The organism is Sphingomonas sp. CCH21-G11 (assembly GCF_001555965.1).
In the GTDB taxonomy this organism is placed as follows: Bacteria; Pseudomonadota; Alphaproteobacteria; order Sphingomonadales; family Sphingomonadaceae; genus Sphingomonas.
On record NZ_LSHX01000019.1, the window covers coordinates 40,007 to 65,978 of the forward strand.

The 25,972-nt window shown below is 69.7% G+C and carries 22 protein-coding genes and 1 tRNA gene; 6 read left to right on the forward strand and 17 right to left on the reverse strand.

Annotation, left to right across the window (positions count from 1 at the left end; all coding sequences use genetic code 11):
• The first annotated feature begins 36 nt into the window (after positions 1-36).
• Positions 37-1,422 (forward strand): alpha-amylase family glycosyl hydrolase, encoded by a 1,386-nt coding sequence (locus AX676_RS04335; protein WP_066477253.1) that lies wholly within the window; start codon positions 37-39, stop codon positions 1,420-1,422.
• Here AX676_RS04335 and AX676_RS04340 read toward each other — a convergent pair.
• The 6 genes from AX676_RS04340 to AX676_RS04365 form a co-directional block, all read right to left on the reverse strand.
• Entirely contained in the window at positions 1,406-2,233 is an 828-nt protein-coding gene (locus tag AX676_RS04340) for a DUF72 domain-containing protein (RefSeq protein ID WP_066477251.1), read from the reverse strand. The genes AX676_RS04335 and AX676_RS04340 overlap by 17 nt on opposite strands.
• Entirely contained in the window at positions 2,226-3,251 is a 1,026-nt protein-coding gene (locus tag AX676_RS04345) for an AI-2E family transporter (RefSeq protein WP_197417152.1), read from the reverse strand. Before AX676_RS04345 ends, AX676_RS04340 begins: the two co-directional genes overlap by 8 nt.
• 117 nt (positions 3,252-3,368) lie before the next feature.
• A complete protein-coding gene (gene holA / locus AX676_RS04350) occupies positions 3,369-4,379 on the reverse strand; it encodes a DNA polymerase III subunit delta (protein WP_066477244.1) in 1,011 nt (336 codons plus the stop codon).
• Positions 4,380-4,389: 10 nt separating this feature from the next.
• The gene (lptE, locus tag AX676_RS04355) at positions 4,390-4,887 is read right to left on the reverse strand and encodes an LPS assembly lipoprotein LptE (RefSeq protein ID WP_066477243.1); all 498 of its coding nucleotides are present in this window, start codon (positions 4,885-4,887) and stop codon (positions 4,390-4,392) included.
• Positions 4,884-7,421: a leucine--tRNA ligase gene (gene leuS / locus AX676_RS04360; protein WP_066477238.1), complete on the reverse strand. Its 2,538-nt coding sequence runs from the start codon at positions 7,419-7,421 to the stop codon at positions 4,884-4,886. The genes lptE and leuS overlap by 4 nt, the downstream gene beginning before the upstream one ends.
• 10 nt (positions 7,422-7,431) lie before the next feature.
• The gene (locus tag AX676_RS04365) at positions 7,432-7,866 is read right to left on the reverse strand and encodes a DUF3576 domain-containing protein (protein ID WP_066477351.1); all 435 of its coding nucleotides are present in this window, start codon (positions 7,864-7,866) and stop codon (positions 7,432-7,434) included.
• Between the two features lie 188 nt (positions 7,867-8,054).
• On the opposite strand from AX676_RS04365, the gene AX676_RS04370 reads away from it, so the two are divergent.
• Positions 8,055-8,777 (forward strand): hypothetical protein, encoded by a 723-nt coding sequence (locus AX676_RS04370; RefSeq protein WP_066477350.1) that lies wholly within the window; start codon positions 8,055-8,057, stop codon positions 8,775-8,777.
• Here AX676_RS04370 and AX676_RS04375 read toward each other — a convergent pair.
• Positions 8,750-9,313, reverse strand: a complete 564-nt coding sequence (locus AX676_RS04375; protein WP_066477235.1) for a thiamine phosphate synthase — start codon at positions 9,311-9,313, stop codon at positions 8,750-8,752. The genes AX676_RS04370 and AX676_RS04375 overlap by 28 nt on opposite strands.
• 22 nt (positions 9,314-9,335) lie before the next feature.
• Here AX676_RS04375 and AX676_RS04380 point away from each other — a divergent pair, with 22 nt between their 5' ends.
• Both AX676_RS04380 and AX676_RS04385 read left to right on the forward strand, forming a co-directional pair.
• Positions 9,336-10,019, forward strand: a complete 684-nt coding sequence (locus AX676_RS04380; protein ID WP_066477229.1) for a YggS family pyridoxal phosphate-dependent enzyme — start codon at positions 9,336-9,338, stop codon at positions 10,017-10,019.
• Complete coding sequence (locus AX676_RS04385) at positions 10,016-10,696, forward strand: HAD family hydrolase (protein WP_066477228.1); 681 nt, start codon at positions 10,016-10,018, stop codon at positions 10,694-10,696. The genes AX676_RS04380 and AX676_RS04385 overlap by 4 nt, the downstream gene beginning before the upstream one ends.
• A 309-nt stretch (positions 10,697-11,005) precedes the next feature.
• Here AX676_RS04385 and ribA read toward each other — a convergent pair whose 3' ends face one another.
• From ribA to AX676_RS04405, 4 genes are all read right to left on the reverse strand, one after another.
• Complete coding sequence (ribA, locus tag AX676_RS04390) at positions 11,006-12,067, reverse strand: GTP cyclohydrolase II (protein ID WP_066477226.1); 1,062 nt, start codon at positions 12,065-12,067, stop codon at positions 11,006-11,008.
• Positions 12,064-12,858 (reverse strand): exodeoxyribonuclease III, encoded by a 795-nt coding sequence (locus tag AX676_RS04395; RefSeq protein WP_066477223.1) that lies wholly within the window; start codon positions 12,856-12,858, stop codon positions 12,064-12,066. Before AX676_RS04395 ends, ribA begins: the two co-directional genes overlap by 4 nt.
• A 248-nt stretch (positions 12,859-13,106) precedes the next feature.
• Positions 13,107-13,736: a LolA family protein gene (locus AX676_RS04400; protein WP_066477220.1), complete on the reverse strand. Its 630-nt coding sequence runs from the start codon at positions 13,734-13,736 to the stop codon at positions 13,107-13,109.
• Between the two features lie 78 nt (positions 13,737-13,814).
• Positions 13,815-16,154, reverse strand: coding sequence for a DNA translocase FtsK (locus tag AX676_RS04405; RefSeq protein WP_066477217.1), 2,340 nt, complete (start codon positions 16,152-16,154; stop codon positions 13,815-13,817).
• Between the two features lie 128 nt (positions 16,155-16,282).
• Here AX676_RS04405 and AX676_RS04410 point away from each other — a divergent pair, with 128 nt between their 5' ends.
• Complete coding sequence (locus AX676_RS04410) at positions 16,283-17,500, forward strand: FAD-dependent monooxygenase (RefSeq protein ID WP_066477215.1); 1,218 nt, start codon at positions 16,283-16,285, stop codon at positions 17,498-17,500.
• 487 nt (positions 17,501-17,987) lie between these two features.
• Here the strand turns inward: AX676_RS04410 and AX676_RS04415 are convergent, their stop codons facing one another.
• The 3 genes from AX676_RS04415 to AX676_RS04425 are packed head-to-tail and all read right to left on the reverse strand — an operon-like array spanning position 17,988 to position 19,698.
• Entirely contained in the window at positions 17,988-18,200 is a 213-nt protein-coding gene (locus AX676_RS04415; protein ID WP_066477211.1) for a Trm112 family protein, read from the reverse strand.
• Positions 18,197-18,805, reverse strand: a complete 609-nt coding sequence (locus tag AX676_RS04420; protein ID WP_066477209.1) for an LON peptidase substrate-binding domain-containing protein — start codon at positions 18,803-18,805, stop codon at positions 18,197-18,199. The genes AX676_RS04415 and AX676_RS04420 overlap by 4 nt, the downstream gene beginning before the upstream one ends.
• Positions 18,802-19,698 (reverse strand): tetratricopeptide repeat protein, encoded by an 897-nt coding sequence (locus AX676_RS04425; RefSeq protein WP_066477207.1) that lies wholly within the window; start codon positions 19,696-19,698, stop codon positions 18,802-18,804. Before AX676_RS04425 ends, AX676_RS04420 begins: the two co-directional genes overlap by 4 nt.
• A 198-nt stretch (positions 19,699-19,896) precedes the next feature.
• Here AX676_RS04425 and AX676_RS04430 point away from each other — a divergent pair.
• Positions 19,897-19,971, forward strand: a tRNA-Gly gene (locus AX676_RS04430).
• A 131-nt stretch (positions 19,972-20,102) separates the two neighbouring features.
• Here AX676_RS04430 and AX676_RS04435 read toward each other — a convergent pair.
• Genes AX676_RS04435 through AX676_RS04445 form a run of 3 tightly spaced genes read right to left on the reverse strand, consistent with a single transcriptional unit; the run spans position 20,103 to position 25,959 of the window.
• Positions 20,103-21,437, reverse strand: a complete 1,335-nt coding sequence (locus AX676_RS04435) for a sugar porter family MFS transporter (RefSeq protein ID WP_082731007.1) — start codon at positions 21,435-21,437, stop codon at positions 20,103-20,105.
• Positions 21,434-22,504 (reverse strand): SGNH/GDSL hydrolase family protein, encoded by a 1,071-nt coding sequence (locus tag AX676_RS04440; RefSeq protein ID WP_066477199.1) that lies wholly within the window; start codon positions 22,502-22,504, stop codon positions 21,434-21,436. The genes AX676_RS04435 and AX676_RS04440 overlap by 4 nt, the downstream gene beginning before the upstream one ends.
• Positions 22,501-25,959: a glycoside hydrolase family 2 protein gene (locus AX676_RS04445; RefSeq protein ID WP_066477196.1), complete on the reverse strand. Its 3,459-nt coding sequence runs from the start codon at positions 25,957-25,959 to the stop codon at positions 22,501-22,503. The genes AX676_RS04440 and AX676_RS04445 overlap by 4 nt, the downstream gene beginning before the upstream one ends.
• Positions 25,960-25,972 lie beyond the last annotated feature (13 nt).

Here is a 25,972-nt window from a genome sequence, read left to right on the forward strand (position 1 = left end):
AGCCCGATCAACGGGCTGCCGACCCAGGAGCCCCGGATGACCCGCACCCTCGCCCTCATGCTTGCCCTTGCCCCGCTGATCGCCGCTGCCCCCGCCGCCGCGCAGGACGTGCCTGCGCGCTACACGCCGCGCCCCTTCGTTCAGGTCAAGCACCCCGAATGGTCGAAGAACGCGACCATCTATCAGCTCAACACCCGCCAGTTCACGCGCGAGGGCACCTTTGCGGCCGCCACGCGCGAGCTGCCGCGCATCAAGGCGCTGGGGGCGGACATCATCTGGCTGATGCCGATTCATCCGATCGGCGAAAAGAACCGCAAGGGCACGCTCGGCTCGCCCTATGCGGTACGCGACTATCGCGCGGTCAACCCGGAATTCGGCGACATGGCCGATTTCAAGCAGTTCGTGGACGCCGCGCACAAGCTGGGAATGAAGGTGATCCTCGACTGGGTCGCGAATCACTCGGCGTGGGACAACGCGCTCGTGCGCGAACATCCCGACTGGTATGTCCGCGACTGGAAGGGCGATTTCATGCCGACGCCCTGGTTCGACTGGTCGGACATCATCGACTTCGATTATTCCAAGCCGGGCCTGCGCCAGTACATGACCGAGGCCATGGCCTTCTGGGTGCGCGAGGCCGGGGTCGACGGCTTTCGCTGCGACGTGGCGGGCGCGGTGCCGGTTGATTTCTGGGAAAATGCCCGCGCCGAGCTTGACGCGATCAAGCCGGTCTTCATGTTGGCCGAGGCCGAGGATACCGCCCTCCACGCCCGCGCGTTCGATGCCAGCTATGGCTGGAGCTGGGCCAACACGATGAGGGCGATCGGCGAGGGGCATGGCGATGTCGGCGGCCTCTACGGCTTTTACTCGGCCAATTCGTCGATGTGGCCGCATGACGCCATGCGCCTGATGATGACCGAGAATCACGATTTCAACTCGTGGGACGGCACCGCGTTCGAGCGCCTGCGCGAGGCGCAGACCAATGCAATCGTGCTGTCCGTGGTCGGGGCGGGGATCCCGATGATCTACAATGGTCAGGAAGCGGGCAACCAGAAGCGGCTCGAATTCTTTGAACGCGATCCCATCATGTGGCGCGACCATCCCAACGCCGCGCTGTTCCGTCGCCTGTTCGCGCTGAAACATGCCAATCGCGCGCTGTGGAACGCCGATTGGGGCGGCGCGATGGTCCGCGTCGTCAACAGCCAGCCCGCCAGGGTGTTTTCGTTCACGCGCGAAAAGGACGGCGACAAGGTGTTCGCAGCGCTCAACTTCTCCGGCGAACCCCAGACGGTCAGCTTCACCGACGGTCCGTTCGCGGGCGACTATGTCGATTTCGACGGCGGCGCTAAGGTGACACTGGCGGCGAACGCGACGATGACGCTTCAGCCCTGGAGCTATCGCGTGCTGGTCAAGGGCGGCCGCTAGCGTCTGCCCCCGCCCAGCCCAGTCGCGCCAGCACCGCGCGCGCTGCGGCCGGTGCGCGCTCCTTTGCACCGTTGATCATGAAGACGAAGGTCTCGCGCGGCGATCGGGGCGCGGGCGGGCCGAAGGTCGGCAGCCCCTCGGGCACCCCGCCCTTCGCCCAGGTGCGGGCCGCATCGGTCCAGCGATCGAGCGCGTCCGGCGCATAGCCCGCCGGCTCCTCCGCCCGCGCATTTTCGAGCCGCGCATAGACGAAACCGGCGGTCACATCGGCGATGGCGGGATAGTCCGCCGAATCGGCATAGACGATCGCGACCCCGGCATCGCGGCACATCGCGACGAACGCCGGCACGTGAAAACTGTCATGGCGTACCTGCACCGCATGGCGAAGCCGCACGCCCTCCTGCACGCCGGGCAGCAGCTTGAGGAACGCGCCGAAGTCGTCGGCATCGAATTTTTTCGTCGCCATGAACTGCCACAGGATCGGCCCCAGCTTGTCGCCAAGCTCGGCGACCCCCGATCCAAGGAATTTCTCGATCGACTCGCCCGCTTCGGCCAGGACGCGGCGGTTGGTGGCATAGCGCGACGCCTTGACCGCGAACACGAAGCCGTCGGGTGCGCCCCTGGCCCAGTTGGCAAAGCTCTCGCGCTTCTGCGTGCCGTGATAGGTCGCGTTGATCTCGATCGCGGTAACCGCGCGCGTCGCATATTCGAACTCGCGCTTCTGCGGCAGGCCGTCGGGATAGAACGGCCCGCGCCACGGCGCATAGGTCCAGCCGCCGATGCCGACGCGGATCGCCGCCGCCTCAGTCATCGCCAGCCCGCCTGTCCTGGCCGGGCACGCCGATATCGTGCCCCAGCGTGTCGCGCGACCACAGCATCGCGACGAGCGTGTAGAGGACGACGGCAAGCGGCGCCGCCACCAGCACGCCGATCACGCCGAACAGCCCGCCCAGCCCGGCGAGCGCAAAGATCAGCACCGCCGGCGGGATCGACACCGCGTAACGCTGGACGATCGGGGTCAGCACATTGCCCTCGACCTGCTGCGCGATGAAATAGACGACCGCCGCCCACAAGGCGGTTTCCGGGCTGACCGAAAAGGCGAGCAGGATACCCGGTACCGCGCCGATGAACGGCCCGATCAACGGCACGAAATTGGCGAGGCCGACGATCACGCCCAGCGCCGCGGCCGACGGCACGCCGACGATCGCGACCCCGATACCGACCAGGGTACCCACGAACACCATCGTGAACAGCTGGCCGAGCAGATACTTGCGCAGCGCATTGCCACTGGCATTGAGCGCCGCGACCACGCGCGGCCCGTTTGCCCTGGGAAACAGCAATTCGACGCCGCGCACATACAGGCTTGGGTCGAGGGCGAGATAGATCGCGCCGATCAGCACCAGCACCAGGTTGGTGATCGCCCCCACCGCGCCGAAGGCAAAGGTGAGCGCGCGCCCCGCCACCGTCTGCAGGTCGGGCGTCGTGGATGCGATGCCGCTCCCAAAGGGCTGGCGCGCCAACCAGTCGCGCACGTCCGTCGCCGCACCGGGCAGCCGTTGCGCCAGCTGGCCGAACTGTTCGCCCAGCACGGAACCGAACATCCATCCGACCAGGCCGAGCAGCGCCAGGATGCCGGCGACCGCGATCAGCACCGCCGGGGTTTCCGGGACGCCCGAACGATGGATCGGATCGGCGACCGCGCGGATCAGCACCGCGATCAGGATGGCGGCAAAGATCAACAGCCACACCGCGACCATCTGGGTCATCAGCAGCGCCAGGCCGGTCAGCAGCAGCACGATCAGCGTCGTGCGCACCACCCGCGAAGTCATCGTCGGATCCATCGCTCCCCCCTCGCCTTCCGGTCCCCGCCTCGGCCTTGCGCCGATATGCGCGACAACCGTCCGCGCCGCCACCCGTTCCTTGCGCTCGACCGCCGGTGCCGCCGGTCAGCGCCGGCGACGCCGGGTCATCCCCAGCAACTCGGCCGCGCCCGCAACCTCGCCCGCGGTCCCGGACGCCTTCAGGTCGCGCTCGATCCGGCCGAGCCGCGCCAGCGCCTCGCTCAGCCGCGGCGCATTCCAGTGCTGGAGCGCCTGGCGGGTGGGCTCCTTGTCCTTCCAGAACAGGTGCGCGCGCTCGATCACCTCGTGGATCGACCGGCCCCGATCGACCTCGGCGCGCAACTCCGCCAGCCGATGCAGCCGTCGGCCGAGCTGGCGCACCACGCTGATCATGCTGACCCCCTCATGCGTCAGCGCGACCAGCTCGCCCGCCAATGCCGGGCTGTCGCCGGCGACCAGCGCCTGAATCGCCGCGCTGGGCTCGGCCTCGTCGACCGTTGCGCACACCGCGCGCAGGTCGTCGACCGATGCGACCCGCGGGGCATCGGGCGCGGCGTCGAGGAACAGCGCCAGCTTCTCGAGCTCGCGCGCCATGACCGCCCGGTCGCCGTTGCACGCGCGCATCAGCCGCTCCGCGACATCCTGGTTGAGCGTGATGCCGTGCGCGCGTCCGGCTTCCGCCGCGATCCGCGTCGCCGCCTGCCCCTCCGGCACGTAACAGGCGTAGGCGAGCGCATTGGGCGCGGCGGCGACCAGCTTGAGCAGCTTCGACGTGCCCTTGAGCGCGGGCGCGATCATCACCGCGGGATTGCCGGCGCGGTCGGCGGCGAGCAGCTGTTCCACCGCGGCGAGCGATTCGTCGCCGACGCCGGTCACGCGGATATGGCGGCGCTCGCCAAACAGCGACATCGACGCGGCTTCCTCCGCCAGCAGCCCCGGCCGGCCACGCAGCGTCGCGCCGTCCAGGTCGACGCGCTCCGCCCCCTCGCCCATCGCGCGGGCCAGCCGCGCGGCGAGCTCGGCCGCGCCGGCTTCGTCGGGCCCGTGCAACAGATACAGCCGGACATCGTCGCCCGGCCGGTCGAGGCGCGCGGCGATGCCTTCCTTGATCTTCATGCGCCGCCCGTCACGGCGTCTTGGCGGTGCGGTCCGCGAACAGCGCGAGGCGCGCGGTGATCTGGTCGGCGATCACCACCGACAGGCGTTCCAGCGCGGTCTGTTCGGCCGCGATGACCGCATATTCGGACCGCACGACGTCGATGCCCGCGTCCGATCCCGCGGTGTCGTCGACCAGCGTCTGCCCGGTCGCCAGGTCGACCAGCTGATAGCGCGCGCGCAGCGTCCGGCGCTCGCGCGCGATGCTCTCGTCGCTGCGCACGCCCAGGCCGACGATCGAATCGTCCAGCCGGACATCGAGCCGATAGCGCGGCGCGCCGCCATTCGCCGCCAGCCGGTCGCGCAGCGCATTGCCGACCAGATAGCCCGCGCGCCCCTCGATCGGCGCGACGTCGACGCTCGACAACAGGCTGCCGACCGACCCCGTCGACCCGCCCGAATAAAGCGGCCGCAGCCCGCAGCCCGCCAGTGACAGTGCGATCGCGATTAGGGTGAGCAGGCGGATCATGCGACGATATTGACCAGCCGGTCGGGCACAACAATCACCTTGCGCGGCGCGGCCCCCTCCAGGATGCGCTGCACCTTGTCGGAAGCGAGCGCGGCGGCTTCCGCGGCCTCGCGCGCTGCGCCCTTGGGCAGCATCAGCGTGTCGCGCAGCTTGCCGTTGACCTGCACCGCGACGGTCACCTCGTCGTCGACCAGCAGCGCGGGGTCGACCTGTGGCCACGGTGCGTCGGCGATCAGCGCGTCATTGCCCCAGGCCGCCCAGGCTTCCTCCGCGATATGCGGCGTCATCGGCGCGACGATGCGCGCGAGCGTGCGGATCGCATGGGTGCGCGACGCCGACGGCGCGGCCTTTTCGATCGCATTGACCAGCTCATAGAGCTTGGCGACCGCCTTGTTGAAGGCGAGCGCCTCGACATCCTCGGCGACGCCCGCGATCGTGCGGTGCAGCTTCTTGTCGAGCGGTCCTCCCCGAGCTTGCTCGGGGAGGGGGACCGGCGAAGCCTGTGGAGGGGCCGCCACATCGACCGAGTCGAACAGCCGCCACAGCCGCTGAACGAACCGCCACGCGCCCTCGATCCCGCTTTCCGACCATTCCAGGTCGCGCTCGGGCGGCGAGTCCGACAGCATGAACCAGCGCACCGCATCCGCGCCGTACTGGTCGACGATGCCGGTCGGGTCGACGGTGTTCTTCTTCGACTTCGACATCTTCTCGATGCGGCCGCGCGTCACTGGCTGCCCCGTCGCAATCTCGATGCCGTCGCGCACCTCGTCGGGCGACAGCCAGCGGTCATCCTGCGACTTGTAGGTCTCGTGCGTCACCATGCCTTGGGTGAACAGGCCGGCGAACGGCTCGCTGACGTCAAGACGCCCGATCCGCTTGAGCGCCCGCGTCCAGAAGCGCGCATAGAGCAGGTGGAGGATCGCGTGCTCGACCCCGCCGATATACTGCGCGACCGGCAGCCATTGCTGCGCCACCGCCGGGTCGAACGGCTCGTCCGCCGGCTGGCTGGCAAAGCGGATGAAGTACCAGGACGAGTTGATGAAGGTGTCGAGCGTGTCGGTCTCACGCCGCGCCGGCTTGCCGCAGGTCGGACAGTCGACATGGCGCCAAGTCGGGTGGCGGTCGAGCGGATTGCCCGGCACGTCGAAGCTCACATCCTCGGGCAGCACCACCGGCAGCTGGTCGCGCGGCACCGGCACCGCGCCGCACGTCTTGCAATGGATGATCGGGATCGGCGTGCCCCAGTAACGCTGGCGGCTGACCCCCCAGTCGCGCAGCCGCCACACGGTGGTGCCGCGCCCCCAGCCCTCGGCCTCGGCGCGCGCGATCACCGCCGCCTTCGCGTCGACGACGCTCAGCCCGTCGAGCGGGCCCGAGTTCACGATGCGGCCCGGTCCGGTATAGGCCTCGTCGCCCTCGAACACCGGATCGCTCTGCTCGCCATCGGCGACGACGCGGCGCACCGGCAGCACATATTTGCGCGCGAATTCCAGGTCGCGCTGGTCGTGCGCGGGCACGCCCATCACCGCGCCGGTGCCATAGTCCATGAGCACGAAATTGGCGATGTAGACCGGCAATTCCCACGCCGCATCGAACGGATGCGCGGCGCGCAGGCCGGTGTCGAAGCCCAGCTTTTCCGCCGTCTCGATCTCGGCCGCTGAGGTGCCGCCTGCCTTGCAGCGTTCGACGAACGCCGCGACCTCTGCGCTGTCCGCCGCCAGCCGCTGAGCGATCGGATGATCGGCGGCGATCGCGACGAAGCTCGCGCCAAAAATCGTGTCCGGCCGCGTCGAATACACCTCGATCGGCTGGTCGAACGGCGCGACGGGTGCGAACGAGAACTGCAGCCCCACCGACTTGCCGATCCAGTTTTCCTGCATCAGCTTGACCTTGTCGGGCCAGTGGTCGAGCGTGCCGAGGCCGTCGAGCAGTTCGTCGGCGAAATCGGTGATCTTGAGGAACCACTGGTTCAGCTTGCGCCGTTCGACCACCGCGCCCGACCGCCAGCCGCGCCCGTCGATCACCTGTTCATTGGCCAGCACGGTCATGTCGACCGGATCCCAGTTCACCGCACTTTCGCGGCGATAGACGAGGCCGGCGGCATAGAGGTCGAGGAACAGCGCCTGTTCATGCCCGTAATAGGCCGGGTCGCAGGTCGCCAGCTCGCGCGTCCAGTCGAGCGCGAAACCCAGCCGTTTCAGCTGCGCGCGCATCGTCGCGATGTTTTCATAGGTCCACGCGCCGGGATGGACCCCTTTCTCCATCGCGGCATTTTCCGCCGGCATGCCAAAGGCGTCCCAGCCCATCGGGTGCAGCACCTCCATGCCCTGCATCCGCCGGAAGCGCGCGAGCACGTCGCCCATCGTATAGTTGCGGACATGGCCCATGTGGATCTTCCCCGACGGATAGGGGAACATCTCGAGCACGTAGCTTTTCGGCCGGGGGCTGTCGTCGCGGGCGGCAAAGGTCCGGTGTTCGGCCCAGACCTGTTGCCACGCGGCGTCGGCCTTCAGCGCGTTGAAGCGCGACGCCATTGCGGGTTCCTCAGTTGTCGGCGATCGCGTTACGACGCAGATCGCGGGCGCGGGTCAGGATGATGTCTTCCAGCTTCTGCACCGTCGCCGCCTGTACCGGGGCTTCGACCCACTGGCCGTTCTGGTTGATCTGGCGCAGCGCCGCAACGCGCAGCGCGTCGGCGCGCAGGTCGCGGTCGAGAATGGCGATCGTCACCTTCATCCGCTCGGTCGGGGTGTTGGGATTGACGTACCAGTCGGTGACGATGACGCCGCCGTTCGAATCGGTCTGGAGCAGCGGCATGAAGCTGATCGTGTCGAGGCTGGCGCGCCACAGATAGCTGTTGACGCCGATCGTCGTGACCTGAGACGCGGCGAGATCGGCCCTGGGCCGGTCGCGACCCCCGCATGCGGCCAGCGCCAGCGTCAGCGTTGCCAGCACGGCCAGTTGCGATACGCGGATCATCGGCACATCCTTGAAAGAAGCATTCATCAAATCCGGGCATCTATAGATGCTGGGACGGTCGCCGCAAGCGCCCGCACCCGATGGCCGTAAGGAATCGATTGTGGATAAGGCGCAACAGTGACGGGAAAAAGATTCTCCGCGGTGGCACCGCCCGGCCAAAGCATGGTAGCGCAGCAACCGAGGGCATGATGCGCAAGAATCGACTCCTGTTCAGCACCGGTATCGCGGCGATCGTCGCGACCGGTGCGTTGTGCGCGTCGATGTCGCAGGCGCGCGAGACGCGGCGTGTTGTGCCGGTGCGCAGCGCCGCGCCGGTCGCGAGCATCGGATCCTTCACCCCGGCTGCGGGCGATCCCAAGCTCGCCGCGATCATCTCGCGCAGCGGGCTGCCCAATTCCGGATTCCGTTTCACCCCGGCCGATGCCGGCGTGGACAAGAAGCGCCCGATTACCGTCGCGGTGCGAGCGCGCGGCACCCGTGCCGTCACCACCGCGGCCGAGCGCGCGCCGGGCGAGGCGACCGCCACCGGCCTCGCCCTTACGCCGATCGCCTATAATCTCGGCGTTTCGGTCGGGTGGAAGCGTTTTGCGGTTTCGGGCGACCTGGCCAAGGTCGATCTGGCCGGCCTGCCGGGCAGCCAGGAGCGGGTCGATCTGGGCGTCAGCTATTCGGGCAAGCGTGTCAGCGGGGGCGTGCGCGCCGCCGCCTCGCGTCCGATCGAGAACCAGCCCAAGCTGATCAGCGACCTGCCGAGCTATTCGGTCGACGTGGGCGGCGCCTATCGCGTCACCCGCAATCTCGATGTGACTGCGGGCGTGCGCTATCGCACCGATCGCGACCGGTTGACCCGCCTGCCCGACGAGCGTCGCGACAGCCAGGCCGTCTATATCGGAACCGCCTTCCGCTTCTGATCCCGGCGCGGCGCGGCCCATGCGTCGATCGCCGCCCAGCCATGAATGCCGAAGCGCGCGAGTGTGACTGCGCGCACCGCGTCGACGCCGCCCATCGCGATGACGGGAATCTTCAGCCCGCGCACGACCAGCCCGAACCTCGCGCGTCCCAGCGCCCGCGCGCCGGGGTGGGACCGCGTCCCGAATATGGGCGAGACGAACAGTGCGTCCGCCCCCGCCCGGATCGCCGCGATCGCTTCGCGCCGGTCATGCGCGGCGCGCGTCACGATCCGGTGCCGGGCGCCACGCCGGGCATTGTGCACCCCGTCTTCGCGTCCCAGCCGATCGGGCCCGGCGCGCAGGACCAGGTGTCCGCGCCGCCGCGCCATCGCCACGACCCGTGCGAACAGCGCCCGGCGCGCGGCCGGCGGGGTCGCATAATGGCGAAACACGATGCCGCTGCCGCGCGGCAGCCGCCCGATCGCGTCGAACAGGGCGTCGCCCAGTCGCTCGTCGGTCATCAGCCAGGTGCGGGGAATGGGGTGGCGGCGTGGCATCGCCGCACCTATAGCGCGCGCGATGGCAAAGCATTCAACTCTCCCGAGCGATCCCGCCGCCCGGCTGCGCGCTGTCGGCGATGCGATCGCGGCGGCCGCCCGCCTCGCCGGACGCAAAGCCGCCGACGTGACGCTGATCGCGGTGTCGAAGACGCAGGACGCGACCGCGATCCGGCCGCTGATCGCCGCCGGCCAGCGTGTGTTCGGCGAGAACCGCGTTCAGGAGGCCGCCGCGAAATGGCCCGATCTGCGCGCCGAGACCCCAGATGTGCGGCTGCACCTCGTCGGCCAGCTCCAGTCGAACAAGGCCGAAGATGCCGTCCGCCTGTTCGACGCGATCCATTCGGTCGACCGCGCGTCGCTGGTCACCGCGCTCGCCCGCGCAATCGAACGGACCGGCCGCGCACCCGATTGCTTCGTCCAGGTCAATATCGGCGAGGAAGCCCAGAAGGGCGGCTGCGCGATCGGCGATCTGCCTGCGCTGCTCGCGGACGCGCGCACCGCCGGACTGCCGATCGCCGGGTTGATGGCGGTGCCGCCGCTCGATGTCGAACCCGCGCCCTATTTTGCGCTGCTCGCCAAACTGGCGCGGGACCATGGGCTGGCGGGGCTCAGCATGGGCATGTCGGGCGATTTTCCGACCGCGGTCACGCTGGGGGCGACGCATGTCCGCGTCGGCACCGCGCTGTTCGGCGCGCGCGCATGAAGTTCGACGCGATCCTGTTCGATTTCGACGGCGTCGTCATCGAGAGCGAATATGAGGGCAACGCCCATATCGCCGACTATCTGTCGCGCATCGGCCACGCGACGAGCGCCGAACATGCGATGACGCATTTCATGGGCCTGTCGGGACGCCAGTTCATCGACGCGATCGAGAGCTGGATCGGCCGGCCGCTGCCCGAGGATTTCTTTGCCGAACGCGCCGCCGAGGATGCGCGCGCGATGCGCGACGGCGTCGGTGCCGTGGACGGCGCGATCGATTTCATCCGGTCGCTGCCCGCCGATCTGCCGGTCGCGATCGCGTCGTCCTCCAGCCATGCATGGATCCGCCGCCACCTCGACCATATCGGCCTGCTCGACCGGTTCGACGGGCGCATCTTCAGCGGCAAGGAGGACGTGCCCGCCGGTCGCGGCAAGCCCGAGCCCGACCTCTACCGCCTCGCCGCGCGTGCGATCGGCGTCGACATCGCGCGCACCGTCATTCTCGAGGACTCACCCGTCGGCGTCACCGGCGCGCTGCGCACCGGGGCGACGGTGATCGGGGTGACCGCTGGGCGCCACTGCGTCGATGGCCATGCGGACCGCCTGCGCGCGCTGGGCGTCGAGGCGATTGCGCCCGATTATGACGCGGTCCGCGACCTGATCGGCCTGACCCCGGCCTGATCGGGCCGCGGTTCAGGCCGAATCGATCCGCGCAGATCGAGTGTCTCGGCATCGCGCGCGGCAGCAAAAGGGCGCGGCGCATCGCGATCAGGAACCGGGCAAGGTCCCCCGGCGTGGAGGCGGCAACGCTGCCACGATCGCGCGTGCGTCGTGGGGCAGCATGGCGGGCAACGTCCAGTCGCAGCGGCGGGCCGCGTCGACTGCGGGCAGGCCCTGGGGCAGATTCCCGGCGCGAGCCATCCCGCCCGCCGCCGCGACGAGGATCGCACCGGCGATCGCTGCCGCGCCCAGCCGCCGATACCAACCGGCTCAAAGCTGGTGCCCGGTGCGGTCGCGCTTGGTCGCGAGATAGCGTTCGTTATGCGGATTGGCGGGCAGTTTGTGGGGGACGCGTTCGGCCACGTCGATCCCGGCGGCGGCCAGTGCCGCGACCTTGTCCGGATTGTTGGTCAGCAACCGGATGCGCCGCTGGCCGAGCAGGGTCAGCATCCGCGCCGCGACCCGGAAATCGCGCGCATCGACCGCGAAGCCCAGCCGGGTGTTGGCGTCGACGGTGTCGAATCCCTGGTCCTGGAGCGCATAGGCGCGCAGCTTGTTGATCAGGCCGATACCGCGCCCTTCCTGGCGCAGATAGATGAGGATGCCCCAGCAGCCATCGTGCATCGCCCGCAGCGCCGCGTCGAGCTGGGGCCCACAATCGCATTTGAGCGATCCGAACACGTCGCCGGTCAGGCATTCGCTGTGCACGCGCACCAGCGGCGGATTGCCGTCCGGTCGACCGATGACCAGCGCGACATGCTCACCGGGCGCATCGGGAGTGCGGAACGCCACGATCTCCGCATCGTCGGCCGCGCCGACCGGGAGCCGCGCGCGCGTCGCGATCCGCAACGTCGCCGCATCCTCGAACGCCGCGATCGCCCGGGCTGTCACTGCCTCGAACCCGCCGCCGCCGGGACGCACGAAGAATGCCGGCAGGATGCCCGCGATCCGCGCGAGCCGGAGCGCGGCGGCGGCGGCATCGACCTCCGGCGTCGCGACCGCGCGGAACGGTCCTTTAAGCGGCGTGCCGAGATCGAATTGCGGATCGGCAATCGCGGTCGCGCATGGGTGGTCGATCCACGGCGCGCGCACGATCGTCACCGGCTGGTCGGGATCGGCGGCGTCGCGCTGGTTGGCGAGCCGGAGCGTCGCGGCCCGCCCGGCGGACACCAGCACATTGGCCGTACCGGCGGGGTCGAACGCGGTCAGCGCGTCGGCATCCGATGTTTCCAGCGGTAACACGCTCAGTGCGCCCGCATCACCCGCGACGTCGATCGCCCACCCCCGGCGCAGCGCGTCGATCGCGCGCGAAACGTCGCGCTGCGTGGTCACAGGGCAAACTCGGTGACGATCGGCACATGGTCCGACGGCTTCAGCCAGCCGCGGCAGTCCTCATACACGCGATGCGCGACCGCCTGGGCCGCGACATCGGCGCTCGCCCACATATGGTCGAGCCGGCGGCCGCGATCGGAAGCCTGCCAGTCCTTCGCGCGATAGCTCCACCAGGTATAGAGCCGCTGCGGCGGCGGCACGAAGCGTCGGCCGAGGTCGATCCAGTCGTTTGCCCGCTGTAGCCGGCCGAGCGCCGCGACCTCGACCGGGGTGTGGCTGACCACGTCGAGCAGCTGCTTGTGGCTCCACACGTCGCATTCCAGCGGCGCGATGTTGAAATCGCCGACCAGCAAAGTCGGCACGCCGCCCAGCCCTTCCGACCAGCGCGTCATCCGTTCGACGAAATCCAGCTTCTGGCCGAATTTCGGGTTGAGCTCGCGATCGGGAATGTCGCCGCCCGCCGGGACATAGACATTCTCGAGCCGCAGGCCGTTTTCCAGCCGCACGCCGATATGCCGCGCCTCGCCATTGGCCTGCCAGTCGAGCCGGTCGTCTTCTGCCAGCGGCACGCGGCTGATCACCGCGACCCCGTGGTGCATCCGCTGGCCGTTGATCGCGATGTGGCGATAGCCGAGCGTGTGGAACGGCGCGTGCGGAAAATCGCCGTCGATGACCTTGGTTTCCTGGAGGCACAGGATGTCGGGTTGCGATTCGCGCAGGAACCGTTCGACGATGTCGAGGCGGAAGCGGACGGAATTGATGTTCCACGATGCGATCTTGAGCGTGTCCATGCCGCGTCGATGTAATCGGGCGGCGTGAATTGCGCCAGCGCCGCGCCCAAGTCGTCTGGCACGACTTCCCGACGTCGCCGCCACCAACGAAAAGGCCCCCGCTCCGGGGGCAAGGAGCGAGGGCCGACCGAGCGTTCGTCACGCAGGGCGGGAAACGCGGGGGCCGGTCAACAGGGGGGAATCCCGGCCGGGGCGCTTCCACTCCCGCTATGTAGGGTGCAAAAGCTGTCGCGCAAATGAACGGCCGGTCAATTTGGCCGCGTGCGGCTCGTCGGGTCGCGCCAGCGGAACGTGTTATCGGAAACCGGGACGTTGAATCGCGTGTTCGACAGGCGGATCGTCGTGCGGTTGTTCTGGGCATCGAGCGCGACCCATCCCTGCAGGCGAAGCCCGCCGGGCGCCGCCGCGTCGCGTGCGAAGATCATGTCGATACGCCCATATTCGGGATGCTTGGGGTCATAGGCCTCGACCCGGATGACGCGCGAATCGCCGGTCGGCAGCACGCGCGCGAATTTTGACGGGTCGCGCGCAGGATTGAGCAGAATGCCGAGCGGCGATTCCCCGATCGGCCAGCGCTGTTTCTGGCGCACCTGATAATCGAGGAAATAAAGCGCCTTGCCATCGCCGACGATCAGGATCGGCACGCCCTTTTCATATTGAAAGCGGATCCGGCCCGGCTTCTTGAGCGTGAGCGTGCCGGTCAGCACCTTGCCCGCACGGTCGGTCTGGCTGAAGGCGGCGACCATGGTGTCGACCGCGGCGAGATGCCGCTGAACCGAAGCGAGATCGCCGGTCGGCTGGGCAAGCGCGGGGAGCGCGACCGGCAATGCGGCGACGGCGGCCAGCGGCGCGAGGCGGAGGAGAAGGATGGGGGACATGCGGCTCCGGATCATGGTTCGGGCGTAGGTTGGGGGGCTTGAACGCGCGGTGAACCCGCCCGGTTGCCAGGTCGGGGCCTAATTCAACGGCCGCCCGTCCTCGTCCATCAGCACTTCGCGGCGGCCGACATGGTCGGGGCGGGAGACGAGCCCTTCCTTTTCCATCCGCTCGATCAGCCGCGCGGCGCTGTTGTAGCCGATCCGCATCTGGCGCTGCAGCCAGCTGGTCGAGGCCTTCTGGCTCGACGCGACGAAGGAGATGGCCTGGCGATACTGCTGGTCCTCCGGGCTGTCGCCGCCGACCGGCGACCCGTCGAGCGCGAAGCCGCCCTCTTCGGGCTCCTCGGTGACGGCGGTGATGTAATCGGGCTCGCCCTGCGCGCGCCAGTGCTCGGCCACCGCCTGCACTTCGTCATCCGACACGAACGGGCCGTGGACGCGCGCCAGCTGCTTGCCGCCGGGCATGTAGAGCATGTCACCGCGGCCGAGCAGCTGTTCGGCACCCTGTTCGCCCAGAATGGTGCGCGAATCGATCTTGCTGGTGACGTGGAAGCTGATTCGCGTCGGCAGGTTCGCCTTGATGACCCCGGTGATGACGTCGACCGAGGGGCGCTGCGTCGCCATGATCAGGTGGATGCCCGCCGCGCGCGCCTTTTGCGCCAGGCGCTGGATCAGGAACTCGACTTCCTTCCCCGCGGTCATCATCAGGTCCGCGAGCTCGTCGACGATGATGACGATCTGCGGCAGCGGCTGGAGGTCGAGCGTCTCCTCCTCATAGATCGGCTTGCCGGTGTCGGGATCATAGCCGGTCTGGACGCGGCGGCCGAGCGTCTGGCCCTTGGCGCGGGCGGCGCGCACCTTGTCGTTGAAGCTGGCGAGGCTGCGCACATTGACGCTCGCCATCATGCGATAACGCTCCTCCATCTGCTCGACCGCCCATTTCAGCGCGCGCACCGCCTTGGGCGGATCGGTGACGACGTCGGCGAGCAGGTGCGGAATCCCCTTGTACATGCTGAGTTCCAGCATCTTGGGGTCGATCATGATCATCCGGCACTGATCGGGCGTCAGCCGGTAGAGCAGCGACAGGATCATGCAGTTGAGCCCGACCGACTTGCCCGAGCCGGTGGTGCCGGCAACGAGCAGGTGGGGCATCGGGGCAAGGTCGGCGATGACGGGATCGCCGGCGATGTTCTTGCCCAGTACCATCGGCAGCTGCGCGCCCTGTTCCTCGAACTGCTGGCTGCCGACCAGCTCGTGCAGGCTGACCATCTCGCGCTTGGCATTGGGCAGCTCGATGCCGATCACGCTGCGGCCCGGAATGGTGGCGACGCGCGCCGAGATCGCCGACATGTTGCGCGCGATGTCGTCGGCGAGCTGGATCACCCGGCTCGCCTTGATCCCCGCCGCGGGCTCGAATTCGTACATGGTGACGACCGGGCCGGGCGAGACCTTTACGATCTGGCCCTTCACATGGAAATCGTCGAGCACGCTTTCGAGCAGCCGCGAGTTGCGTTCCAGCGCGGCCTTGTCCGCGACAGGACTGGCGCGTTCGGGCGCGGGCTTGAGCAGGTCGAGCGGCGGCAGGCGGTAATTGTCGCGCAGGTCGAGCGATTCCTGCTGGGGCTTGGGCCGGGCGGTCGACGGCGGCAGCGCGCGGTCGGCGATGACCGGGCCGGGGCGCGGATCGGGCCGCGCGACCTTGCGCGGGGCGCTGATCAGCGGCGGATCGTCGTGCAGGTCGTCCTCCACATCGCCGCGCCCGCGCCGCATCGGCTCGCCATCGGCGTCGCCGGTCTCGCGGCGCGCGCGTGGCGCCGGCAGGCGCGGCATCCGCCAGCGCGCCTCCGGCCATTCGATCGTCAGCCCGCGCCCCCACAGCACGACGCCGGCGATCGCCACCGCCACGGCCACGCCGCGATTGGTCCAGGTGACCGCGACCGGATCGGGGATGAATCCGACGACCCACTGGATCAGCGACGCAATTGAATAGCCGATGACGCCGCCCCAGCCCGCGGGCAGGCTCTGCACCGACGCCGTCGAAACGAAGGCGAGCGCAGTGCCCATCAGCGCCACGCCGATCAGGCAGTCGCGCAGCATCCGCCCCCACGGCCCGACCGGCACGTCGCGCCACATCCGCGCCGCCAGGATCGGCCCGAGCGGCAGCACCAGCGCTACCGCGACGCCGAACACCATCAGCAACAGGTCGGCGAGCCACGCCCCGACCACGCCGGCGCGGTTGGCGACGTCCGGGCCCGCCACCGTGCTGAACGACGCGTCGCCCGGATGATAGGAGGCGAGCGCGACCGCCGCGAGCAGCGTCAGCGCGAACAGCGCCAGCGCGCCGAGCATGACCATGCTGCGCCGCGCACCGGCCTTCATCGAATCGCGCCACAAACTGGGCGGCGTGCGGCTCGCCATCGCGAAACCCCCCGGGGAAAAACTGGAAACCGGCACGGAGTCTCGCTTTGTTCGCGCGTGGCGTCAAGCCGATGCGGGGATGCAACGTCCGTATTGGCAGCGTGGCCGCGCGGCTCTAGACCGCCGGGATGGACCGTGCAGACCTGCTTATCCTTGGCGGCGGACTGGTGGGCAGCGCGCTCGCCGTCGCGCTCGACGCCCATGGCCTGACCGCGATCGTCGTCGATCCGGCCGATCCGGCGGCGACGCTCGCCCCCGATTTCGACGGCCGCGCATCGGCGATTTCCAGCGCGTCGCACCGGATGCTGGGCGCGATCGGCGTTGCCGACCGCATGGCGGGCAAGGGGTGCGAGATCCGCGCGATCCGCGCCAGCGACGGCCTGGCCCCCGGCGCGCTCGATTTCGTCGCCGGCGCGGACGACGATGCGCTGGGCACGATGTACGAGAACCGCGTGCTGCGCTCCGCGCTGCATGACGCGGTGCAGGCGGCCGGCGGGGTCGAGCTGCGGTCGCGACGACGCGCGGTCGACGTGGTGCGCGATGCCCATGGCGTGCGCGCCACGCTGGATGACGGCAGCGAAGTCGCCGCGCGGCTGGTGGTTGCCGCCGACGGCCGCGGATCGCCGATGCGCGAGGCGGCGGGGATCAAGGTCGCGCGCTGGACCTATGACCATGCCGCGATGATCACCGCGTTCCACCACGAACGCCCGCACGACCATGTCGCGTTCGAGATCTTCTATCCCGAGGGGCCGTTCGCGATCCTGCCGCTGAACGACGACGCGCATGGCCACCGCTCCGCGCTGGTGTGGACGGTCAAGGCCGCCGATCAGCCCGGCATGTTCAAGCTGTCCGACCGCGCCTGGCTGGCCGAAGCCGAAAAGCGCATGGGCGGCGTGCTCGGCCGGCTCGACCGGCTGGCGCCGCGGTCGAGCTATCCGCTCGGCTTTCACCATACCGCGCGCCTGACCGCCGAGCGGCTGGCGCTGGTGGGCGACGCCGGCCACGGCATCCACCCGATCGCCGGCCAGGGGGTCAATCTGGGCTTTCGCGATGCCGCGGCACTGGTCGAGGTGCTGGTGGAGGGCATGCGCATCGGCCTGGACCCCGGCGATGCCGAGCTGCTCAAGCGGTATGAACGCTGGCGCAGCCTCGACACCTTCATGGTCGCGCTCGCCACCGACAGCCTCAACCGCATCTATGGCGTACCGGGCCGCGCGGCGTCGGCGATCCGCCGGTTCGGCATGTCCGCGATCCAGCGCATGCCGCCGGTCAAGCAGCGGCTGATGGCCGAAGCCCGCGGCGAATCGGGCGCGCTGCCGCGGCTGTTGCAGGGCATGACCGTCTGAACGCCACACGTCGTCGCGGGCGAAGTTGCGGAAGTTGCGGGCTGTGCGATGTTCGTTCGGGGTGCGCGCAAAGCGTGGGCGCGCTTCGACTTCGGTCGGAGCGAACGTGGATCCATTGACGCCGAAAGATCGCTGGGCCGGGGCATCGCGACGGGTCTGGCTGACGACGGGCGAGTAGGACAGCCTTTCACGGGCAGGATGACGGCTGATTAAGGCGCGCTCCAGAGAGTCTGTTTGGCCGCACCCATTTGGTTGCCGAAAGCCCGGAATTTCCCGTCACCCCGGCCCTATGCCGGGGTCCACCGCGCCGCGAAGCGCCGTCGCGCGCCGGTTGGAGGCGGGCCAATGTGCATGGGGCAAGGGAAGCGCGCCGATCATGGACCGTGCGGGTTGCACGGTGGACCCCGGCACGAGGCCGGGGTGACGAGGAGAAAGGGGGGTTCCCCCTTCCCGGTCAGCGTCTCAGGATGAGCGGGTCAATGACGTTTCACCGTACCCTGATCCCCCAGCGCCGCGCTTCCTCGACCAGCATCACCGGCACGCCGTTGCGGATCGGGAAGGCGAGGCCCGCGGCGTCGGACACCAGTTCGTCGCGCGCGGAATCGTGGCGCAGCGGGGTGCGGGTCACCGGGCAGACCAGGATCGACAGCAGCCAGGGATCAAGCGGCGCATCCGTCCCCGGCGCGGCGCCCCCGTTCATTGCAGCGTCGCGGCGCCGTCGTCGCCGTAACGACCGAAGAACTGCATGAGCTGGACGATCAGCTCGGCGCGCGCCGACAGCGAGTGGGCCTCCAGCAGTGCCTGTTTCGACGCGATGTCGAATGGTGCGATCTGGGCAATGCCGTTGACCAGTGCCTCGTCGTCGAGCCGCCCGACCGCTTCCCAGTCGACCGCATAGCCCTGGGCCTCCGCGAATCGGCGCGATTCGAGCTCGAGCGACGACCGCTCGCCCAGCGCCAGCGATTCATCGGCACCGACCGGCTCCAGCTCGGCCTCGACCTGGCGAAAGGGGGTCGCAACGTCGAGCTCGCGCAGGATGCGGAAGCGCGCGGTGCCCTGGAGCACGATGTCGTAGCGGCCGTCGGCCAGCGCCTCGACATCGATGATCTGGCCGAGGCAGCCGACCTCGAACAGCGGCGGCGGCTCGCCCGGTCCGCGCGGCTGGACCATCCCGATGCGCCGGTCGCGGGCAAGCGCGTCGCTGACCAGCGCGCGATAGCGCGGTTCGAAGATATGTAGCGGCAGGTGCATGCGCGGGAACAGGAGCGCGCCGCCCAGCGGAAAGACCGAGATGCGCTGGCTCATCCGAACAGGATCGCCGACAGGCGACGGCGCTGGGCGGAAACCCACGGATCCTCGAGCCCGACGACTTCGAACAGCTTGAGCAGCCGCTGGCGGGCGGCGCCATCATTCCATTCGCGCTCGGCGGCGATGATCGCGAGCAAAGTGTCGGCCGCGGCTTCGCGGTCGCCCGCCGCCATGTAACCGCCGGCCAGTTCATAACGCAGCGCGAGATCGTCGGGCGCGGCCGCCGAACGCCGGGCGAGCGCGGCAAGGTCGTCGACCGGCTGCGCCTCACGCGCCAGCGACAATGCGGCACGCGCGCGATCGACCTCGGGTGCCCTGGCGGCTTCGTCGGGAAGCTCGGCGAGCGCGGCCTCCGCCTCATCGAACCGGCCGAGCAGCACGAGCGCGCGCGCCCGGCCCGATGCGACCGCGGGGTCGGCGGGTGCCATGTCGGCGATCTGGTCGAAGATCGCGAGCGCACGTTCGCCGTCGCCGCCGGCCAGCACATCCTCCCCCATCGCGATCAGCGGCTCGATCTCGGCTTCGACCGACGCGGCCTCGCTTTGCACGGGCAGCTGGCGCAGCAGCTGGTCGAGCATCGCCTTCAGCTGCGATTCGGTGCGCGCGGGCGTCAGGTCGGCGACGAGCTGGCCCTGGAACATCGCATAGACGGTCGGAATCGAGCGGATCTGGAATTGCGCGGCGATGAACTGGTTCTTGTCGGTATCGATCTTGGCGAGCACGACGCCCTTGCCGGCATAGTCGGCGGCGACCTTCTCCAGCACGGGGGCCAGCGCCTTGCACGGCCCGCACCATTCCGCCCAGAAATCGATGATGACGAGTTGCGTCATCGACGGTTCGACGACGTCGCGGCGGAAATTCTCGACCGCCTCGCGTTCGGCGGCGGACATGCCCAGCGTAGCCAAGAGACACTCCCTTGCGGATGATTGCGGTGAATTGCGGCAACGCCCCATGTGGGCGCATCGCCGCGCCAAGCCAAGCCCTTTTGCCGAATCGCACCGGGGGGTTGCGGACCCCGGCGACCGATGCTAGAGGCCGCCGCCTTGACGGAGCCGGTCGGCCACGCCACCGGACACCCAAGCGCCAGAGCGGGCGTAGCTCAGGGGTAGAGCACAACCTTGCCAAGGTTGGGGTCGAGGGTTCGAATCCCTTCGCCCGCTCCAGGATTTTTCATGACTTGCCGGAAATTCTTCCCCGCCGGGGGCTCGCCTGTGCACAGGCACCCGCGTGCCAGTCGGCGCGCGGATGCCCGGCGGATTGCGGTGCCGGGCCGGGCAGCAGCCCCCGGCCGCGATCACGCCCCCTGATCGATCGTCCGGCCCTTGGTTTCCGGAAACAGGCGCGCGACGAGCAGCGACTGGAGCAGCATGAAGCCGGCAAAGGCGAAGAAGGGCGCGGCGGCCGAGGCGGCGGCGATCGGCGGATAGACCCAGGCGATCAGCGCGTTGAGCAGCCAGTGCGTCCCCGCACCCAGCGCCGCCCCCTGGGCGCGCACCGGTTGCGGGAAGATTTCGGACAGATAGACCCAGATCACCGCGCCCTGGCTGAGCCCGAACGACAGGATGAACAGGACCAGCGACGGCAGCAGCAGCGCCGGGCCGAGCCACCCGGCCTGGACGAGGCCGGTCAGCAGCAGCGCCACCGCGCAGCCCAGCCCGCCTGCGACGAGCAGCGCCTTGCGCCCCGCCCGGTCGATCAGCGCCATGCCGAGCAGCGTGGCGACCAGGTTGCACAGCCCGATCGCCACCGCCTGACGATCGGCCGACAGGCTGCTAAATCCCGCCGCGGTGAAGACGTCGTTCAGATAATAGAGGATCGCATTGATCCCCGAGAGCTGGTTGAAGCTGGCGAGCCCGATCGCGAGCAGGATCGGGCGGCGATGCCGCCGGAAGCTCAACGGCTCGCGCGCCGGGCTCGCCGGCGCGTCCTGCCGGGTGGCAATCTCGATACCGAGGCGTGCGGCATGGGCATGCCCCTCCTCGACCCGGCCGCGGCCGATCAGCCAGCGCGGGCTGGTCGGCATCACCAGGGTCATCGCCAGCAGCAATGCCGCGGGGGCGACCGCGACCCCGAGCTTCCACCGCCAGACCGTCTCGGCCCCCGTCTGCGCCAGCAGCGCGTTCGACGCGTAGGCGGCAAGGATGCCGATGACGATGCAGAGCTGAAATGTCCCGACCAGCCGGCCGCGCAGCCGAGCGGGCGCCAGTTCGCTGATATAGACCGGTGCCAGCACCGAGGACGCGCCGATGGCGAGCCCGCCGATCAGGCGGGCGGCGGCAAAGGTGCGCTCGTCCCCCGCCAGGGCGGACGCAAGCGCGGAACCGAGATAGAGCAGCGCGGTGACCGCGAGCATCGCCCGGCTGCCGAAGCGATCGCCCAGCGGGCCGGCGACGAACGCGCCGACCAGCGTACCCCACAGCGCGATCGACACCGCGAACCCCAGCGCCGCGGGCGTCAGCTCGAACACGCGCACAAGGTCCTTGGTCACCCCGGCGATGACCGCGGTGTCGAAGCCGAACAGCAGTCCCGAAATCGCGGCGGCGGCGATGCCGAGCTTCACGCGCAGCGATATTGGCCCGGCCGGCCCCGCATCGGTCGGGGCAGCTGGGTGGACGGGATCGACAATCATGAATCGCCTTTCAGCGCGAGGGCGGTGGTGACGACCGTTTCGGCAAGCGCCTGATGGTCGCGAGCGGACGGATGGCGGTTGCAGCCGGCGAGCGTGAGGTCCGGAAAGCGCACGACGGCCCGCCGCAACGGGCGAAGCGCCTCGGCGATCTGGTCGACATCGGCCGCGAAGCGGGGACCGGCCATCAGGATGAAGCGCGCGCGGGGATGGGCGGCGTGCAGCCGTCCGACGAACGCGACATAACGCGCGCGATAGGCGCGGCGCAGGGCGGCCTCGTCGGCCCACGCCTCCCCCGCGCGCAGCGGGGTCGAGAAATCGTTGGTGCCCAGATTGACGACGATGAGCGCGGGGGAGGGTCGCGGCGCACCACGGTCGCCGGCCACGCCGGGCACAGCCCGGTCGTACAGGTCGGGCATCGCCTGAAACGGATGCCCGCCGTCGTAATTGCGCACCATGCCGCGACCGGAGACCGCGACGATGCGATAATCCATGTCGAGCCGGGCGGCGGCGAGCGGACCGAAGGCCGAGCCGGTGTCGGTGGCGGCGAACACCTCGGCATCGTTGCAGCGCGCCTGTTCCAGCCGGTTGCCGTAGCCGACGGTGAACGAATCGCCGATGAATTCCACGACCGGGCGGGCGGCGCGCGGCGCCAGCGGCACCGTCGCGCCGCTTGCGAAGAACCCGCCGAACCGCGAGCCCGCGCCGCGCGCTTCGGTAACCTGTTCCAGCCGGATGACGTGATCGCCCGCCGGCAAGCCGCGCAGCCGCGCGACATGCCGCCCGGGGGCCTTCAGCAGCCGGACCTCGGCCCCGTCGACGCGCAGGCGCAGCCACTGCGTCGGCGCGTCGACGCGGAGGTCGATCGCCGTGCCGCGAAAGCGCCCCTCGAACCACGCCCCCGGCCAGCCAAAGGCGCGCCAGCCGGCCGCGTCGGCCCGCTCGCCCCCGATCGCATATGCGGGGACCGCGCGGCCAGGCGCATCGGCACCGCCGAGAAGCAAGGCGACGGCAGCCAGCGACAGGGCGGCCCTGCCGAGCGCGCGATCAGGCCCCCGCCCGCCGGTCATTGCTCGCCCGGACGGGTCGTGCCGTCGGTTCGCGCGGGAAGCGACAGGTCGACGGCCGCATCGGCCACGTTCCAGCCCCGGACGCGAACCGCGGCGGGCGGCGCGCCGCTTTCGGGCCAGGCGATGCCGACCGTCCGCGTCTCGCCCGGAAACAGGGTCAGGTAATTGTCGTCATAATAGGCGGGCAGGATCCGCCCGCCATCGGCATCGACGAGCGTCAGCTTTACCTGGAGCGCGGGAACGGTCGACTCGTTGCGGATCGCCACGACGGCCCGCGCCGCGCCGGGCGCGGGCGGCGGCGCATCGAACGACAGGTGCGCGCGCGGCATGTCGTTGAGCGATCGAAGCGCCGCATCGGAGCCGGTGCGCCAGTAATCGTTGCGCGACACGATCCGCGGATCCCCCGCCCGTCGCAGTTCGAGGCGAACCAGCTCCACCTCGCCCGCCGCGAGCTTCGGCAGCGTGGCGTCGGCGAGCGGCCGGGTCGCCGACGCGGGGACGTCGGTCGCGAACTGGCGCTCCGACAACGGCCGCCCGTCGAGACCCAAGCGCCGGACGGTCACCTGTGCCCCCGCAAGCGCAGTCGGCAGGCTGTTGACGACCGCCACCGCATCCTCGGGCTGGTTCAGCTGGACATGGACGGGCTCCGCCGCCGACTTGATCGCGTAGAAGCTGGCGTGCGTATCATAGTCATGGCTCAGCATCTGCCATTCGGTGCTCGGCCACGCCGGCTGGGTCATCCACAGGAGCCGCCCGGAATTGCGGGTGAACAGGCGCGCGTTCATCCCCTCGAAAATCGCGCGATGCGATTCGAAGTTGAGCAGCTGGGCCTTGCGCTCGAAGTCCTCGAGATCGGCGGGCGCGCCCAGCCGCTCGGTCATCGCGGCCATGAAGCCCGCGACGCTGCCGCCCCGCGCACTATGCCAGTCGTGATAGGCCCAGCTGTCGTTCGGCGGCCACTGGTCGGCCGCGGGCACCATCGCCCGGAACGCCTCCAGCGTCGGGAAGGAGGGGGTGCCGACCTCGGTCGAGAAGCCCTGTGCGAGATCGGTGAAATAGCGTTCCGGGCGCTGATAGTCCCACGGGCCGCTGTCCGCCATGTTCACCGAACGCGAGTTGCCGGTGTAATATCGCGTGCCGTCGATCGTGCGGACCAGCGCCTCGAGCCCCTCGTTCAGGACCGGCGGCGGCACGCCTTCGTTGCGGCCTAGCCACAGGACGATCGACGGATGATGGCGAAAGCGGCGGATCGTATCCTCCGCATTGGCCAGGAACAGCGCGGCGTCGCCGGGTTCGCCGTTATAATCCTGGGTGGAGATCCAGAAATCGTTGACGACCATGAGGCCATATTCGTCGGCGAGCGCGAACAGCGCCTCTTCCGTATTCTGTCCCACCCAGTTGCGGATCGTGTTGAGGTTGGCGTCGCGGTGCAGCCGGACATAGGGCTCGAGCCGCGCGCGATCGACCCGCTTCATCAGGTCGTCCATGCCCCAGTTCCCGCCCCGTACCGGGATTCGCACGCCGTTGACCCGCAGGATGAGATGCGGCGCGATGCCGTCCGCGGGCAACGCGCGCACCGCGGGCGACATCGCCGCATCGGGGCGCAACGACGCCGCCCAGCCGCCCGCGACCTTTCGGATGCCGCCATGACTGACATCGACGACGGCGCGATGATCGGCGCGCGTCGGGTGGAAGAGCACGCGCTGCAGCGCGCCGTCCGGCGCGACCAGCGACAGTTCGTATCCTACCTCGCGGATCCCGAAGCGGAGCTGCCTGCGATCGCTGCGCGTCGAGCCGGCGGGCGTCACCGCGATTGTCAGGTCGTGCAGGGTCGGCGCGCCGAAGCCGTTCGGCCACCACAGCGCGGGGTTGCGGATGCGCAGCGCCGGATGCGATGCCGGCGTCAGCGTCACGACCTGGTGTCCCGGCGCGACCGTGACGTCGGCCTCGATCCGCGCGGTGCCCGCCTGCACCTGAAGCCGCGCCGGCACCGGCGAGGCGGTGCGGTTCTCAAGCGGGACCTCGACCGTCAGCTCGGCGACGCTGTTGTCGGGGAGCGGCAGGACGGTGCTGACGCTTGGATCGCCGATCGCGACGGGGCCCTGCGCCGCGATCACCACATTCTGCCAGATGCCGGTATTGCGGTCGCGAACCGTGGGAATCCAGTCCCACCCTTCGCTGGCGACGAAAGTCGGCCCGTCGATCGTCATCGCCCCGCCATTCTCGCCTGGGCCGGCCAGGACCGACTCCTCGTGCGGCAAACCGGGATGCGGTGGCGGCGAGATCCGGACCGCGAGCGCGTTGCGCCCCGCGCGTAGCACATCCGAGACATCGAACTGCCCGCGCCGGAACGCGCCCTTCACGGTGCCGAGCCGCACCCCGTTGAGCCAGATTTCGGCGGCGTAGTTGATTCCGTTGAAGGTGAGCGTCCTGAACGCCCCGCCGGTCAGCGCCGACGCGTCGAATTCGGTGCGATACCAATAGTCCTGCCGCGCGAGATGCTCGGGAATGGCGAGGTTGTTGAGGCCGATCGTCGGGTCGGGATAGATGCCCGCCGCGACCATCGCGGTCAGGACGGTGCCGGGCACCTGTGCGGGAATCCAGCCCCCGGCGTCGAACCCGACGCGTGCGATCGACGCCCCGCCGGCGGCGACATCGGGTGCAGGACGCAGCCTCCAGCCGTCCAGCTCCCACCGGTCGTCGCCGAGCGCGCGGATCGCCCCGCGCGCATCCGTGGCGGTGGCCGCAACACGCGTTACGGCGGGCGCCGGCGGCGCGCCGGCCGGTCGGGTCGCGGGCGGCTGGGGCACGGTCTGACCCATTTGCTGCCGGGTCTGGAGCGGCCAGGCGGGGCTGCCCGATTCATATTGCCAGTCCTCGTCGGGCGTTGCGGCTTGCGCCGGCGCCGTGGCGGGTTCGCGGACACCACCGTGCAGGCTGAGCTGCGCCAGCCGCCCGGCAAAGCCCGAACCGTCGCGCGCGCGCGGGGCCGCCTGGATCACGCCGCTGATCGGCACCGACGCGCCGATCACGGCCGCCTCACGCCCGTCGACGTGGAGCCGGACCGAACGGCCATCCGACGCGAGCGCCAGCGCGTGCCAGTGCCCCGGCCGCACCCTGGCGCTGGACCGGTGCAGCGTGTCGCCGATGCGCACGCCGAATACCGTACCGTCGATCACGATCGCGGCCGCCGGCGATGGCGACGCGCCCGGCAGGCGCACGACGGTGGCGTCATTCGCGCCCGGCGCTTCGGCGCGAAGCTGCATTGTGAGCGTCCACGCCGCCAGCGGGGCGATCGCGGGCGCGGGCTGCGTCTCGATCCCGTCCGACGCCGGCGGAAAGCGGAGGTTGAACGGTCCGGCGACAACCCCGTCCGGCGCGCCGGAAGCGGGAATCGCGGTGCCGTCCAATGCCAGCGCCAAGAGCATCACCGTCAGCCGTGCACCCATCAACATTGTCCTGATCCCT